The 16,529-nt window shown below is 45.0% G+C and carries 14 protein-coding genes; all 14 read left to right on the top strand.

Annotated features, from left to right (window positions below; genetic code table 11):
• Positions 1–2: 2 nt before the first annotated feature.
• The 14 genes from G630_RS0111850 (at position 3) to G630_RS0111785 (ending at position 16,488) form a co-directional block, all read left to right on the top strand.
• Entirely contained in the window at positions 3–854 is an 852-nt protein-coding gene (locus tag G630_RS0111850; RefSeq protein WP_022760992.1) for an ABC transporter ATP-binding protein, read from the top strand.
• Positions 851–1,564: an ABC transporter ATP-binding protein gene (locus G630_RS0111845; RefSeq protein WP_022760993.1), complete on the top strand. Its 714-nt coding sequence runs from the start codon at positions 851–853 to the stop codon at positions 1,562–1,564. The genes G630_RS0111850 and G630_RS0111845 overlap by 4 nt, the downstream gene beginning before the upstream one ends.
• Before the next feature lie 22 nt (positions 1,565–1,586).
• Positions 1,587–2,678, top strand: a complete 1,092-nt coding sequence (locus G630_RS0111840; protein ID WP_026498691.1) for a substrate-binding domain-containing protein — start codon at positions 1,587–1,589, stop codon at positions 2,676–2,678.
• Entirely contained in the window at positions 2,671–4,146 is a 1,476-nt protein-coding gene (locus tag G630_RS0111835) for a histidine kinase (RefSeq protein WP_026498690.1), read from the top strand. Before G630_RS0111840 ends, G630_RS0111835 begins: the two co-directional genes overlap by 8 nt.
• Before the next feature lie 3 nt (positions 4,147–4,149).
• Positions 4,150–5,760 (top strand): helix-turn-helix domain-containing protein, encoded by a 1,611-nt coding sequence (locus tag G630_RS0111830; RefSeq protein ID WP_022760996.1) that lies wholly within the window; start codon positions 4,150–4,152, stop codon positions 5,758–5,760.
• 18 nt (positions 5,761–5,778) lie between these two features.
• Entirely contained in the window at positions 5,779–6,855 is a 1,077-nt protein-coding gene (locus G630_RS0111825; protein WP_049946193.1) for a sugar ABC transporter substrate-binding protein, read from the top strand.
• 188 nt (positions 6,856–7,043) lie between these two features.
• Positions 7,044–8,228, top strand: coding sequence for a multiple monosaccharide ABC transporter substrate-binding protein (gene chvE, locus G630_RS0111820; protein ID WP_022760998.1), 1,185 nt, complete (start codon positions 7,044–7,046; stop codon positions 8,226–8,228).
• Between the two features lie 183 nt (positions 8,229–8,411).
• Positions 8,412–9,962: a multiple monosaccharide ABC transporter ATP-binding protein gene (gene mmsA / locus G630_RS0111815; protein ID WP_022760999.1), complete on the top strand. Its 1,551-nt coding sequence runs from the start codon at positions 8,412–8,414 to the stop codon at positions 9,960–9,962.
• Positions 9,959–11,152 carry a multiple monosaccharide ABC transporter permease gene (mmsB, locus tag G630_RS0111810; RefSeq protein WP_044928065.1) on the top strand — a complete coding sequence of 398 codons (1,194 nt, stop codon included), beginning with the start codon at positions 9,959–9,961 and terminating at the stop codon, positions 11,150–11,152. Before mmsA ends, mmsB begins: the two co-directional genes overlap by 4 nt.
• A 156-nt stretch (positions 11,153–11,308) precedes the next feature.
• On the top strand, positions 11,309–12,703 hold the full coding sequence (locus tag G630_RS0111805; RefSeq protein WP_022761001.1) for a GGDEF domain-containing protein: 1,395 nt from the start codon (positions 11,309–11,311) through the stop codon (positions 12,701–12,703).
• Between the two features lie 130 nt (positions 12,704–12,833).
• Positions 12,834–13,928: a substrate-binding domain-containing protein gene (locus G630_RS0111800; RefSeq protein WP_026498688.1), complete on the top strand. Its 1,095-nt coding sequence runs from the start codon at positions 12,834–12,836 to the stop codon at positions 13,926–13,928.
• Positions 13,929–14,023: 95 nt separating this feature from the next.
• Positions 14,024–14,905: a DNA glycosylase gene (locus G630_RS0111795; protein ID WP_026498687.1), complete on the top strand. Its 882-nt coding sequence runs from the start codon at positions 14,024–14,026 to the stop codon at positions 14,903–14,905.
• Positions 14,906–14,932: 27 nt separating this feature from the next.
• Complete coding sequence (locus G630_RS0111790) at positions 14,933–15,847, top strand: endo alpha-1,4 polygalactosaminidase (protein WP_049946192.1); 915 nt, start codon at positions 14,933–14,935, stop codon at positions 15,845–15,847.
• 17 nt (positions 15,848–15,864) lie between these two features.
• Entirely contained in the window at positions 15,865–16,488 is a 624-nt protein-coding gene (locus tag G630_RS0111785) for a thiamine diphosphokinase (protein WP_026498685.1), read from the top strand.
• Positions 16,489–16,529 lie beyond the last annotated feature (41 nt).

Below are 16,529 nucleotides of genomic sequence, written 5' to 3'. Positions count from 1 at the left end.
ATATGGGAAATGCTTTACGACTTGAAAATGTAACAATGCAGTTCGGAGGCGTTGTTTCGGTAAATAACCTGACGCTGGAGGTTCCGGAGCATAAGATAATTGCTCTGATCGGACCTAACGGAGCAGGAAAAACCACAGCATTTAACTGTATTACCGGAGTATATCAGCCTACGAACGGCCTTATAGAATTCATGGGAAAGCCCATGGTCAGAAATCATCCGACAGGAAAAGCGGCTAAGACCTATAAGGGTGAAAATGCCGACAAATATGCAAAGGAAGCAGTGCTTGCACCCACACCCGACCAGATAACCGGACTCGGAATCGCAAGAACTTTCCAGAACATCCGTCTCTGGAAGAGCATGACAGTTTTCGACAACGTGCTCATAGCGAAGCACCAGCATGCAAAGCAGAACGTATTCTCCGCAATTTTCAGGGGAAATCTCGCAGAAGAAAAGCGCATGAGAGAAGAGACCATGGAACTGCTGGTGGAGCAGGGACTTGATGCTTACAAGGACGAGCTTGCAGTGAGCCTTCCTTACGGACTTCAGAGACGTCTTGAGATAGCAAGAGCGCTTGCCACAAAACCGAAGCTCCTTCTTCTGGATGAGCCTGCAGCGGGCATGAATCCGCAGGAGACTAACGAACTGGCTGATTTTGTGCGTCAGATCCGTGATAAATACGACCTGACAGTATTTCTTATCGAGCACCATATGGACCTCGTTATGAATATTTCGGATTACATCTATGTTATCGATTTCGGCAGCGAGATCGCGCAGGGTGTACCCGAGGAGGTTCAGAAGAATCAGCGCGTAATAGAGGCATATCTGGGAGTTGCAGACGAGGACGAGAAATGAGTGAAAAAGTTTTACAGATAGATAATTTGCAGGTAAGCTATGGGGGCATCGAGGCTGTTCGAGGTATCAGCTTTGATGTAAATGAAGGTGAGATAGTTACACTTATCGGCGCGAACGGCGCAGGTAAGAGCTCAACACTTCGAACCATATCGGGACTTGTTAAACCCAAGGGCGGAAATATAGTTTTTGAAGGTGATGACATCACCGGAAAGGATCCGACAAGCATCGTATCAAAGGGCATCATGATGGTACCTGAGGGACGAAGGATTTTCCCTAACCTTACTGTTTTAGAGAATTTAAAAATCGGGGCTTATCTTAGAAAAGATGACCTCGAGGAGGATATCGAGAGAGTTTACGGATTTTTCCCGAGACTTAAGGAGCGCTCCTGGCAGGAAGGCGGTACGCTTTCAGGAGGAGAGCAGCAGATGCTTGCTGTAGGAAGAGCCCTTATGGGTAAGCCCAAGCTCCTTATGATGGATGAGCCATCCCTGGGACTTGCACCCATCGTAGTGCAGGAGATTTTCGAGATCATCCGTCAGATACATGAGGCCGGAACAACAGTCCTGCTAATCGAGCAGAACGCTAACATGGCTCTCCACGTTGCAGACAGAGCCTACGTCATAGAAAACGGTAAAATTTCCATGGAAGGTACCGGAACCGAGCTCCTGGAAGATGAAAAGGTACGCGCAGCATACCTTGGCAGCGCTTAACTAATCTGCTACAATTCTTCGTATGGGGACACAGGAAAAAACTGATAAAACATCAGACCAACTTAATAATCAAAAGTATTTACTTATAACAACTGTGCTCTTTACCATAATGACTCTTGTGGTAGGAGCACTTGTTTTTCGCTTTTATCTGGAAGATTACAGGAAATCTTCGGATGCAGAAGAGTATGATAAATACTATGTCATGATCACCGACAATTACAAGAGCGACTTCTGGCAGGCGATTTATAAAGGCGCTTTTGACGCAGCGAAGAGACAGAATATCTATGTGGATTTGCTTGGCCAGAACATCCAGGGACAGTACACCTGCGAGCAGCTTATGAAAATTGCCATCGCATCCAGGGTTGACGGAATCATCGTCTTTGCCAGTGAAAATGAGGAGATGACACAGCTCATTAACGAAGCAAATGAGAAGAAGATTCCGGTAGTCACGCTCTACAGTGACAGCACGCACTCGGACAGACTAAGCTTCGTTGGTGTCGGCAGTTACAACATCGGACGAGAGTATGGCAGACAGATTTTCAATCTTATTAAGGAAAAAAGAAGTGACGATTTTGCCAATTCTCAGGCCGCAATAAGGCGCACTACCACGGACGTAGCGGTGCTTGTTAATACGGATACCAGGGATTCGGGTCAGAACATCATCATCTCTGCGCTTCAGGAGACACTTGAGCAGGAGAACGCCACAGACTCCGAGTTTTCAATATTCCTCGTACCGGTGGACAACAAAAACATATTCTCGGTCGAGGAGTCTATTCGTGATATTTTCATGAATGATGACATCCCGGACGTTATCGTGTGCCTGAACGAGCTGAACACAGTCTGCGCATATCAGGCGGTTGTCGACTTTAACAAGGTTGGAGACGTGAATATTCTGGGATATTACAACTCGGAAGAAATCATGACTGCGATTTCCAAGAATATCGTCTACGCCACAATTTCCATAGATACAGAGCAGATGGGAAGATACTGCATCGATGCGTTGTCGGATTACTACCACTTCGGCAATACCAGCCAGTATTTCACCGCTGACGTAACCCTCATCAACAATCAGAATGTTGATGCATTCATGAAGAGGGAGAAAAGCGATGAATAAATTCTATAACCTCCCCCTGCAGAAAAAAATCGTCAGCATTTACATGCTTGCAAACTTCCTGATTTTTATAGTAAACATCTTCCTAATCTTCGGCATCAACAGCATGTCCAAGGAGATGGAGATGGTCTACCAGGACAACAGACAGCTGAATGAGCTGAATGAGGCGCTGACCGGAGTTCAGGACAGCATGACCGGATATCTGAGTTCTAAGACCACGGACTCTCTGGAAAATTACTACCGAAATGCACAGACTCTGCAGACACTTTCGGAAGAGCTTGGCGGAAAAGTGACAGACCTTTCCTTTAGCAGAATGAGGCGCAACATCAAAAACATGACCGAGAACTATCTTGATCAGGTGTCTCAGACAATCGAAGCAAAGCGTGGACGAAATGTAGAAAAATACAGAAACTTCTATGAAAAATCCACCGAGCTTTACGATTTTATAAGTGCGTATATTGAAAGTCTGAACAACGAACAGTTTATCAGTAACTCAGAAAACTACACCGAGCTGATCGCGGCGTTCAGAACCTTCGAGAGACTTAGCGTCCTGGTACTGTCGCTAGTGATGATGGGAAATATCATAAGTATCACCATCATCGTCGGAATGATGATAAGACCTCTCAAGAAGCTTGCCGCTTCCGCAAACGAAGTGGCGGCCGGAAATTTTGACACCAAGCTTCCCGAGACTCCATATCACGACGAAATCGGTATAGTTACAGATGCCTTCGGACAGATGGTCATCAGTATCAAGGAGTACATCATAAGGCTCCGCGACAGTATGGAAAATGAGCGAAAGATGCAGGAAAAAGAGCTCACCATGGAAGCACATCTTAAGGATGCACAGCTAAAATACCTGCAGGCTCAGATCAATCCGCACTTTTTGTTTAACACCTTAAATGCCGGTGCCCAGCTCGCAATGATGGAGGGCGCTGACAGAACCTACGAATATGTCCAGACAGTTGCCGACTTTTTCAGATATAATGTTAAAAACCACGGCACGGAGGTTACCGTAAAAGAAGAGGTAACCCTGGTTGATAACTACATACAAATTCTGAATGTTCGCTTTTCGGGAGACATACAGTACAACAAACAGATTGATGAGAGACTTCTCGGAATTCACATGCCGAATATGATACTGCAGCCGATTGTTGAAAATGCGGTAAACCATGGCATCCGGGAAATGGGGGACAAGGGCGTGATAAGCCTTCGCGTCTACCGCGAGGACGACAATGCCTGCATAAGCATAGCCGATAACGGAAAGGGAATCGAACCTGAGGACATCGACAAAATACTCAGCGGAAGCTGGCACAGAAAAGAGCATCAGTACGACAACAACGGAATCGGCATGGATAACGTAATATCCAGACTTCGCATCTTCACGGAAAATGACGACGCTTTTTCCATTAAAAGTGAGGGGAAGGACAAGGGCTGCGAGGTAATCATAAGACTACCATTAGAGAAGGTATAAAACATGTACAGAATCATGCTTGCTGACGATGAGGGTATCGTCATTGATTCAATGAAATTCATAATTGAGAAGGAATTCGGCGCAGACTGTGACATCGAGTTTGCCAAGACCGGACGCAGCGTCATAGAGCTTGCGGAGCGCTTCAGGCCCGACATCGCCGTGATGGACATCCATATGCCCGGAATCAACGGCATCGAAGCTATGAAGGAAATCAAGAAATTTTCCGCAAACACAATTTTTATCATCATGACTGCGTACGACAAGTTTGACTATGCGAAAGAGGCCATAAAGCTTGGCGTTCTCGACTACATCAACAAACCCGTTGATAGGATGAAAGTCATCGAAGTTTTGAAAAAAGCGATGGCACAGATAGATCGTGAGCGCGAAAAGAGAAGCAACGATCTTCTTATTAAAGAAAAGCTCGAGACGGTCGAGCCCATCATCGAGAACGGGCTTATTTACGACATTCTGCTCCAGGAGCACTTTGACGAGGATATCGACAGCTATAAGACGATACTTGGAATTGATGAGAACTACGGATATATGCTTGCAATTGTCTGCGGTGACTCCCAGGAGGGAAACCACATGACAAACGCAATCGGAAGTTCCGTAAAGCTCTCCGGAAAATATCAGGAAATCAGAGACTGCGTAAAGGAATTTTTTGACTGCAAAATCGGAAACGTAATGGCCAACAAAATCGCAGTGCTGGTGCCGCATCCGGATAATAAACTCGAGTATGCTGAGAGAACAGAGGCGGTGGATAAGGCGAGGGACCTTGCAAGGTATCTCAGGAAGAAAACTGACATCAAGTTCCGCGTTGGAATAGGAAAAGTAAAGCCTCTGCGTGAACTCGGCGACTCCTATCACGAAGCTCTGAACGCTCTTATTGCGACCACAGGAACTGTCGCCCATGCCGATGATCTTCCTATCAGCTGCGACTATGACGAGGGATATCCCATTGATCTTGAAAAGCAGCTGTTTGAAGCTGTTTCCAAGGGAGCCGTGGATGAGGCAGTCGTTATAGCCAACAAATATGCGGACTGGATGAGCCAGGCGGTTGTAAACGGCGACGTCATGGCCATGAGACTAAAGGTCCTGGAATTTTCATTATATGCGGAACGACTCATGTACTTAAATGGTGGACAGACCTACCATTATCAGGGAAGAAATAACTACCTTCCGGAGATCATGGCTCTGGAGACACCGCAGCAACTGCGGGAATGGTTTGTTGATAAGATTTCCTCCGCCTGCAAGAATGTATTAATTAAAAAAGAGGAAAAGTCCAACGACGCGATACAAACCGCAAAGCGTTACATCGAGGACAACTACGCTAAGGACATCTCCCTTGATGATGTTTCAAGAATAGTAAATATCTCGCCCTATTACTTCAGTAAGATTTTCAAGGACGAGAGTGGGTATAACTTTATCGAATATCTGACAAACGTCAGAATGGAGAGGGCCAAGGAGCTTCTGGACAATTCCGATATGTCCATGAAGGAAATTTGTGCGATGTGCGGATACACAGACCCCAACTACTTTAGCAGAAGCTTTAAGAAAAATGTGGGAGTTACTCCTACGGAATATAAGGATGGTAAGACTCCGGTAAGAAACTGATGACCGGGAAGACTGATTATGAAGACTACAAGATTATCTACTATATTAAGAAGAAACTGTGCGGTGCTGCTTACGATGTGCCTTCTTGCCTGCACACTCTGCGGGTGTACCGGAGAAGAGTCCGGTGGAAACGTTACCAAGAAAAAGGACAACAATAAAATACAGATCGGAATGACCTTCGATTCCTTCGTAATCGAGAGGTGGCAGAGAGACCGTGATGTATTCGTTTCGATGGCGAAGGAACTTGGCGCCGAGGTTAACATCCAGAATGCCAACGGCGACATCTCGGAGCAGAAAAAACAGATTGAATATTTTATAAAGAAGGGAATGGACGTAATCGTTATCGTATGCATAGATTCCATGGCTGTAAAGGCTAACATCCAGAAGGCCAAAGAGTCCGGAATCAAGGTAATTGCCTACGACAGACTGATCAGCGATTCCAATGTCGATTTTTATATATCCTTCGATAATGAAAAGGTCGGGCAGATGATGGGACAAGCGCTTGTTGATCAAGGCCTTACCAATGGAAAGGTCCTCATGGTATGCGGCCCTCACAGCGACAACAACGTTCCGATGGTTGGCAAGGGCTTCAAGGAAATCATGCAGGAGAACGGAAACGAAATCATCGACACCTTCTATGCAGACGGCTGGAAAGCAGAGCTTGCAACCGATTACATGGAGAAAAACATGTCGAGTGTCATAGAGTGCGACGCGATAATGTGCGGCAACGACGACCTTGCAAGCAGGGTGGTTACAGTACTTTCGGAGAAGAGACTTGCCGGTAAGAAGCTGGTTGTAGGACAGGATGCGGACCTCGAAGCATGCCAGAGAATCGTTGAAGGAACCCAGCTCATGACAGTGTACAAGCCCATTGAGAAACTCGCTCAGGCAGCAGCCGAGATAGCGGTAAAGATGGCTAAGGGTGAGGAAGTTACCACCCAGAGCGGACAGATTAGCACAATTTCGGACGGAACCTATGAGATTCCGTGTGTGAAAATAGACCCTGTGAGCGTCACGGCGGAGAACATGGATGAAGTCATAATTAAGAGTGGCTTCCACCTCAAGGAAGACGTGTACTTAAACGTTCACGAATAGCACAAATTAAAAATGTGAGACCCGTATAGCAAAAAAATGCTAGACGGGTCTTTTTGTGCGCCTTTTTAATTATAAAAATTTGAAGAATATCGTAAATCATTGCTATTCCTTTTATGTTAGAGTAATACTCGTAAACGACGGGGAACAAATCCCCGCAAGATAATTTCTCAATAGGGAGGGAAACAAAAATGAAGAGAAAACTTGTTAGTACTTTTCTTTCAGTAGCAATGGCTGCATCACTGCTTGTTGGATGCGGCGGCGGAAACACATCTGCTCCTGCTACTACTGACACAGCTACAGAGACTGAGGCTCCTGCAGCAGAGGAGACCACAGAGGCTGAGGCTCCTGCAGAAGAGGCAACTGAAGAAGCAGCTGCTGATACAACTGCAGCAGGCGGCGGCAAGGTTGGCGTTGCAATGCCTACAAAGGATCTCCAGAGATGGAACCAGGACGGCGCAAACATGGAAGCTCAGCTCAAGGACGCTGGCTATGAAGTAGACCTTCAGTATGCTTCAAACGACATCGCAACTCAGGTTTCTCAGATCGAGAACATGATCAGCTCAGGCGCACAGGTTCTGGTTATCGCATCTATCGATGGTGATTCACTTGGAACAGTTCTTGCACAGGCTAAGGAAGCAAACATTCCTGTTATCGCTTATGACCGTCTTATCATGAACTCAGACGCTGTTAGCTACTATGCAACATTCGATAACTACATGGTAGGTACAAAGCAGGGTGAGTACATCAGAGATCAGCTTGATCTTGAAAACGCTGATGGTCCTTTCAACCTTGAGATCTTCACAGGAGATCCCGGTGACAACAACGCTAAGTTCTTCTACAACGGTGCTATAGACGTTCTTAAGCCTTTCATCGACGAGGGTAAGCTCGTTGTTAAGTCTGGTCAGGTTGACTTCGATAACGTTGCAACAGCTAACTGGGCAACAGAGACAGCACAGTCCAGAATGGATGCTATCATCTCTGCTAACTATGCAGATGGCACAAAGCTTGACGCAGTTCTTTGCTCTAACGACTCTACAGCACTCGGTGTTACAAACTCACTCGAGGCTAACTACACAGGCGATTGGCCGATCATCACTGGTCAGGACTGTGACGTAGCAAACGTTAAGAACATGATCGCTGGTAAGCAGTCAATGTCTATCTTCAAGGATACTCGTGACCTCGCAGCTAAGACAGTTGAGATGGTTGACGCTATCATGAAGGGCACAGAAGCACCTGTTAACGATACAAAGACATACGACAACGGCACAGGAGTTATTCCTTCATACCTTTGCGAGCCTGTATTTGCAGACGTTAACAACTACAAAGAGCTTCTTATCGACTCTGGTTACTACACAGAGGACGACCTCAAGTAATTTGAACTGAATTATCTTTCGGGCGGGTTCGAACAGGACCCGCCCAAATATTGAGAAATTCACTGGCGAGCAGTTTTAGTCCGGTGAACTACTTATGTAATAAGCAAGGCAACAAACAATAGAAGAATGGAATTAGGGTGTTTTTAACAATGAAGAATATAATTTGGAAAAGGAGGGGTTAACTTGGCGAAGATATTACTGGAAATGAAAAATATCACCAAAACCTTCCCCGGTGTGAAAGCCCTGGACAATGTAAATCTCCAGGTTGAAGAAGGCGAAATTCACGCACTGGTAGGTGAAAATGGAGCAGGAAAATCTACACTGATGAATGTTCTTAGTGGCATATATCCGTACGGAACCTACGAGGGCGATATTATATATGACGGAAATGTGTGCCAGTTTAACGACATTAAGGACAGTGAAGGAAAAGGAATAGTTATTATCCATCAGGAGCTTGCACTTATTCCTTACATGACAATTGCGGAGAACATGTTCCTCGGAAACGAGAGAGGAACTAAGTTCAAGATCAACTGGAATGAGACCAGCGATCTTGCACGCAAATATCTTGATATCGTTGGATTACCGGATAGCGCACAGACACAGATTAAGGATATAGGTGTTGGTAAACAGCAGCTTGTTGAGATTGCAAAAGCACTTTCAAAGAATGCAAGACTTCTTATTCTCGACGAGCCTACATCATCACTTAATGAGACAGATTCCAAGGCTCTGCTTGATCTTATGCTTAAGCTCAAGAAGGAGCAGGGACTTACATCAATCATCATCTCACATAAGCTCAACGAGGTATCTTACGTTGCAGACAAGATCACGGTTATCCGTGACGGTTCTACAATCGAGACACTGACTAAGGGCGTTGATGACTTCTCAGAAGACAGAATCATCAAGGGCATGGTTGGTCGTGAAATAGCAGACCGTTTCCCGAAGAGAGAACACCATGTCGGCGACGAAGTCATGATGGAAGTAAAGAACTGGAATGTTTACCATCCTTTATATAGCGATAGAAAAGTTGTTAAAGATGTCAGCATTCACGTTAAGAAGGGTGAAGTACTCGGCATATCAGGACTCATGGGTGCAGGCCGTACCGAGCTTGCAATGAGCCTATTCGGAAAGAGTTATGGAGACAACATCTCCGGACAGCTTTTCATAAAAGGACAGGAAGTTCACCTCAATACAGTACAGGATGCAATAAAGCACAAGCTTGCATATGTTACTGAGGACAGAAAGGGTAACGGACTTATCCTGACAAACCCGATCAAGATTAACACAACACTTGCTAATCTCGATGCGGTAAGTAAGAAGACAGTAATTGATAAAGATAAGGAATACAGTGTAGCAGTAGACTACAAGGAGAAGCTTAAGACTAAGGCTCCTTCAGTAGAACAGAACGTAGGAAACCTCTCCGGTGGTAACCAGCAGAAGGTACTTCTTGCAAAGTGGATGTTCGCAGACCCTGATATTCTTATACTCGATGAGCCTACAAGAGGTATCGACGTAGGTGCTAAATACGAAATCTACTGCATCATCAACCAGCTGGTAGCTGAGGGCAAATCAGTAATCATGATTTCTTCAGAGCTTCCCGAGATCCTTGGTATGTGTGACAGAATTTATGTCATGAACGAAGGCAGAATGGTAGGAGAGCTTGATGGAAAAGAAGCTACTCAGGAAAAGATTATGGCTAAGATTTTACAGTCATCCGGAAATAAGGAGGTTAAATAATGAATAAGGACCAGGTTCTTGGCTTTTTAAAGAAAAATACTATGATCATCGTACTCATCATAGTAGTTGCATTCTTCTCATGGAGAACAGGCGGAGCAATTCTGCTTCCCATGAACGTTAGTAACTTGATTTCACAGAACGCTTACGTGTTCGTACTTGCAACAGGTATGCTCCTGTGTATCTTAACCGGTGGTAACATCGATCTTTCAGTTGGATCGGTTGTCTGCTTCGTAGGTGCGGTTGGTGCGACTCTCATGGTTAACATGAACATCCCGATCCCGCTTGCAATTCTTATCATGATTGCTCTTGGTACAGCAATCGGTGCTTTCCAGGGATTCTGGATCGCATTTGTTAGAATTCCTCCTTTCATCGTAACACTTGCAGGAATGCTTGTTTTCAGAGGACTTTCAAACGTAGTACTTAACGGACTTACAGTTTCCATCAAGGATAAGACAACATTCGTTAACCTCTTCGGTGGCGGTGCTGACTGCTATATCCACGACATCTTCGGAAACGGAACACTTAACCTTACATGTCTCTTTGGCGGACTTGTTGCAACAGCAGTATTCATCGTTCTTCAGGTTTCATCACGTATTCAGAGATCCAAGAAGAACTATGACGTAGAGCACTTCGGAGCATTCGTTGGAAAGCTTGTTGTTATCTCAGCTGTAATCGTTCTCTTCGCTTACAAGCTTGCACAGCACAAGGGTATTCCTACAGTTCTCATCTGGGTTCTCATCGTAGTACTTGTTTATGGTTACATCACAAACAACACAACTGTTGGACGTTACTTCTACGCAGTAGGTGGTAACGAGAAGGCTACAAAGCTTTCAGGTATCAATACAAACAGAGTTTACTTCCTTGCATACACAAACATGGGATTCCTTGCAGCACTTGCAGGAATGATCACAATAGCTCGTCTTACATCAGCTCAGCCTACATACGGCCAGAACTACGAGATGGACGCTATCGGATCCTGCTTCATCGGTGGTGCATCTGCATACGGCGGAATTGGTACTGTTCCCGGAGTTATCGTCGGTGCGGTTCTTATGGGTGTTATCAACCTTGGTATGTCACTTATGGGTGTTGATGCCAACATGCAGAAGGTGGTTAAGGGTGTCGTTCTTCTTGCAGCCGTTATCTTCGACGTTGTATCAAAGCGTGGCGGTAAGATGATCGTTAAGAACTGATTTTGATATTGGAAAATGCCCGATTTTTCAAATAAATGAAATGAATTTCAAGGCCTCTCCCTTTAAACGGGGAGAGGCTTGTTTATGATTATTTAACTATTTCTCGTTAAAAAGTATGGTAAAATAATCATAACTACGAGGATAGGAGGTATCCTGATGAATCCGGCATGCAGCACATATGATAAGTACAAGATTATAGCTGAATCTGTTGAGAATCCGTGTGCAATTTTGGCAGTTACAAGAGACGAGGATGGAACTGCAAAGGATGTCCAGATTTTTGCTGCTAATGATAAGTTCAGCATGACCGGAGAAAACGTGGAGGGAGATTCCTATACCAAATATCTTCCCAAGGAGCCTGAATTTGAAAATATGTGCATCAAGGCTGCTTTTGAGGGAGAAAAATTCCATAATTATGTAGATACCACAAAGTCCCTGGGAGTCTGGACAGACAATATAATTCTACCGCTAAAGCAGGAGGAGGACGGAAGCGTTGGATATTGCCAGTATATCTATGAGCTTACAAAGGAAATGGATGCCGGCAAGTTTTCATCTCTGTCGCCGATAATTGCGGGATTTGTGATAAAGAGCTGCCTTGAGCTTCGTACGGATCACGATTTTAAGACCAATCTGGGACAGGTAATTAAGGATATTCGCGAGTTTACGGATGCTTCTTCCGCATGCGTAATTTCCCTGAATAAAGAAAAGAAAAAGGCTGAGATAATCAGTCAGGACCATAAGGAAGGAATTCTTTGGGCTGCGCAGATTTACATGAAGGTTCCTTATGACATAGCGGAATCCTGGGGTGAGATCGTCGGTGAGAGTGACTGCTTTATCATGAGAAATAAAGCGGAGATAGAAAGAATCGAAGAGATTGCTCCCGGGTGGGCGAAGGCTTTAAAGAGCGAAAACGCTGAAAGTCTCTGCCTTGTGCCTTTAAAGCAAAGGCTTGAGACCGTGGGATATATTCTTCTTACAAACTTTAACGTTGATAATGCAAACATGATAAAGGATACGCTGGAGATTCTCTCGGTTTTCCTGTCATCGGAGATGGCTAACAGCCAGTTCTTAAAGCGCCTTGAGTGGCTGACAAGCGTTGATATGCTCACGGGCGTACGAAACAGAGCGGCTATGAATCGCACAGTGGACGAATTTGCCGAGCTCCTTAAGTGGAAAAAAGAGCCCTTTGGCGTTGCATTTTGCATGATGAACGGCCTTCAGTATCTGAATGAGAAAAACGGACATGACGCCGGAAATCAGGCTCTTGAAAAAGCTGGCCAGATACTCAGAGAGACCTTCGATGAAACAGAGGTCTTCAGATCAAGCGGCGAGGAATTTTCCATTGTCTGCGAGAACATAGATAAGACTGAATTTACAGAAAAAATTGAGAAGCTGCGTGAGAGATGCAGCGATCCGGATGGCGTCTATTTTGCCATTGGCTATGAGTATGACGACACCGAGGGAGATATCAGACGCTCTCTCCGCCATGCGAATAAACAGATGCTTCGCGAGAAGGAAGCATTCTACGAGAAGTATCCGGAGAAGAAGTATTGAACAATATGAAGCCTTCCCCTTGGGGGGCGCTCGACGTCCGGGGGACGTCGGTTCAGCGCGGACCGAAGCGGAGCGAAGACAAGTGACACGAAGTGCCGGATGAGGGGTAAAACAGGAGGACAACAATATTATGAAAAATAAATTGGTAAGTATTATGATGGTGGCAGCACTTATGGTATCGATGATATCAGGCTGTTCTTCAGGTAATACAAACAATGAGACAGCAGGAACAGAGCAGACTTCTACTGAGAACACCACTACAACATCTACAGGCGGTAACGACGCCAAAGCAGCCAGCCTTCTTGATAAGAAGGTCGGAATTTGCATCTATCAGTTCGACGATGATTTTATGTCTCTTTTCAGAAATGAGCTTAAAAGCTACATGGTTGCACAGGGATTTTCCGCTGACAACGTAAGCATAGTTGATAGCGAGGGTAATCAGGCAGTGCAGACAGCACAGATTCAGGATTTCATAAAGGATGGAGTGGATGTACTCATCGTGAATCCGGTAAATACTTCATCTGCTTCAGATATAACTGATCTTGTAGTCGGTGCCAATATCCCGCTTGTGTACATCAACCGTGAGCCCGATAACAAAGAAGAACAGAGATGGAGAGATAACAACTGGAAGGTATGCTATGTTGGCTGCGATGCCCGCCAGTCCGGAACATATCAAGGCGAGATCATCTCAGATCTTGGTATGGATACCATTGACATGAACAAGAATGGTAAAGTCGACTATATCATGATACAGGGCGATCCTGAGAATATCGACGCACAGTATCGCACAGACTTTTCAATAAAGGCACTTCAGGACGCAGGAATGGATGTTAACTGCCTTACAAGCGGAGTCGGCAACTGGGATAAGCAGCAGGCAAAGAATCTTGTTGCTGATGCACTTGAGGCTCATCCCGAGACCGAAGTTGTATTCTGCAACAACGATGCAATGGCCCTCGGGGCCCTTGAATCCATCGAAGGTGCCGGCAGAACAGTCGGAACCGACATCTATCTTGTAGGTGTGGATGCCCTTGTGGAAGCCCTTGAAGATGTTATCGACGGCAAGATGACAGGAACAGTCTTTAACGATCATTTCTCACAGGCTCACAGTGCTGCCGACGCAGCTATCAACTACATCAAAGGCCAGAGCAACGAGAACTACATCGGCTGCGACTACGTGAAGATCACAAGTGATAATGCACAGAAGATATTGGATGCAGTGAAGTGATTGGATTTGGATGATTAGTGATATGAATATTATTGAAAGGGCTGGAAAATCCAGCCCTTTCAGATTATAAATAAATGGAGTAATACAAGCATAATATGAACATACCAATTACAGATGATTTCGACCTAAAGAAAATACAGCTCAGCGGACAATGCTTCCGCGTAAAAGAAACAGCTCCCGGAGTATTCAGATTTATAACCGGGGATAATGTGGTGTACATAAAGAAACTTGATGATAAGAAGAACACAACAGAGAAAAGTCCTAAGGATACCGATAGAAAAAAGAATAGCGGAAACACCTACGAAGTTTCCTGCTCCGAAGAAGAGTGGAAATCCATCTGGGAACCATACTTTGATTTCGAAAGAAATTATGCAGACATATGCAAGAAAGAGTGTGGGAAATACGCATTTTCAGATAAGGCCATCGACTTTGGCAGAGGGCTCAGAATTCTAAAACAAGATAAGTGGGAGATGCTGATATCCTTCATAATTTCACAGAGAAAGAGCATTCCGGCTATATCGAGAGCGGTAGAGGCTGTTTCCAGAAAATTTGGAACAAGAATAACTACAGCAGTTCAGACCCAGCAAGACGATACCGAAATCTATGCCTTCCCCACCGCTTATCAGATGGCAACGGCGACATTGGAGGATCTGAAGGAGTGCGGGCTTGGTTACAGGGCTCCCTACGTGCTCGATGCAATCAGAAAAGTCTGTAACGGCGAACTTGATCTTGACGCAATAGATGCTCTAGATGATGAAGATCTTTTTGAGAAACTCATGGAAGTTCACGGAGTAGGAAAAAAGGTGTCCAATTGCATCTGCCTTTTTGCATATGCCAGAATGGGCAGAGCCCCGGTGGATGTCTGGATTGAACGTGCTATCAATGAAGAGTTTGACGGAGTCAATCCGTTTCCGGAATATGGTGAAAACGCCGGCATCATACAGCAGTACATATTTTACTATCAGAAAAATGCATGAGAGAGGCAATAATTGAGAAGAGTTTTTATGAAAGATTTGATAAGTTTAATTAAACATATAAAAAGTGCCTTGGTAAGCATGCCGGTACGGATGGCAGCAGGTGTATTCATAGCCATTTTCATCGCAATCCCGCAGATTGCCCATGCCGGCTACGTGGTGGACATTGACTCTCCCGATGGACCAAGGGGCTATGGGGTGTACATTGGCGCGAGCGCGGAGCAGCTCCACAAGAAGCTCGACGGCGACACCAACATTGGCCTTGCGGTAGTTGATGCGCAGTACCTTACGGCAGAGGATATAGGCTCTTTGAAAAAAGCCGGCAGGCGGATTTACACCTATCTGAATGTAGGCTCTATTGAAGATTTCAGGGATTACTACAAGACTTTTTCAGATATAACACTTGCTGAGTATGAAAACTGGCCCGGAGAATACTGGGTTGATGTATCAGAAGAGTCCTGGCAGGATTTTATTTGTGATACTCTTGCTGCACAGTATGTGGCAAAGGGAGTTGATGGATTTTTCATAGATAATCTGGACGTATATTATATGTATCCGCATTCCTGGATCTACAAAGGAATTGTGAAAATACTTCAGAGGCTTGACGACAAGTACCATCTTCCGATCATTGTGAACGGCGGAGATACGTTTGTGTCGCAGCTCATGGATGAGAACAAACAGGACATTATCGCCGGAATCAACCAGGAGTCGGTTTTCAGTACGATCCTGGATTATGAAAAGGGCGAGTTTGGCGAGCAGACCGCATTTGACAGAAAATATTACACGGAGTATCTGGCCCGTGCGAAAAAAGAAGGCCTCGTGGTATTCATGATCGAGTACACCAACGACATGAGGCTTGTGGATAAAATCAGTGAATTCTGCACGCAGAATGGTTACAAATGCTATGTCACGGATTCGCTGAAACTCGATGGAAACGTGGAATGAAAAGTTGTGGGGGATTTATGAAAAGATGTGTTGTAGTTGGGGGATCACCAATTGAAAACTATGAGTTTGTCCGCGGGCGCCTCAGTGATGATGATTTTTTCATCTACTGCGACTGCGGACTTTCTCACATGGAAGGGCTTGGATTTGAGCCTTCTTTAATTGTGGGGGACTTCGATTCCCATGAAAATCCCGAATTAGATGTAGAAACCATAGTGCTGCCCACAGAAAAGGATGACACAGACACCGTTTACGCCGTAAAGGAAGCAATAAACCGCGGTTTTACTAAGTTTGTGCTAGTTGGCGCGCTTGGAAAAAGATTTGACCATACACTTGGAAACCTCGCAATTTTGCTAATGCTGGATTCTAAGGGGCTATCGGGAATCATCTTAGATGATTACTCTGAGATCAGAGTAGTGTCGGGAAAATTCACGATATCCGAAAAGTGCAAGTATTTCTCAGTGCTGGCAGCAGGCGGCGACGCTCACGGCGTAACAATAAAAAATGCAAAATACAACATTGAAGATGCTGACATTATCTCGGATTTTCCGCTTGGAGTTTCCAATGAAATTCCGGATGGCAATATCGCCGAAATCAGCGTGCGAGAAGGCAGGCTGTTTGTTATTAAGATATTTAATGAATAAAGAACTGTTCAATAAAAATTGAATGGCAAAAATTAGAAAGA

It is taken from the genome of Butyrivibrio sp. WCD2001 (assembly GCF_000424485.1).
Classification (GTDB): Bacteria; Bacillota; Clostridia; order Lachnospirales; family Lachnospiraceae; genus Butyrivibrio.
This window is presented reverse-complemented; position numbering and strand designations above follow the sequence as displayed.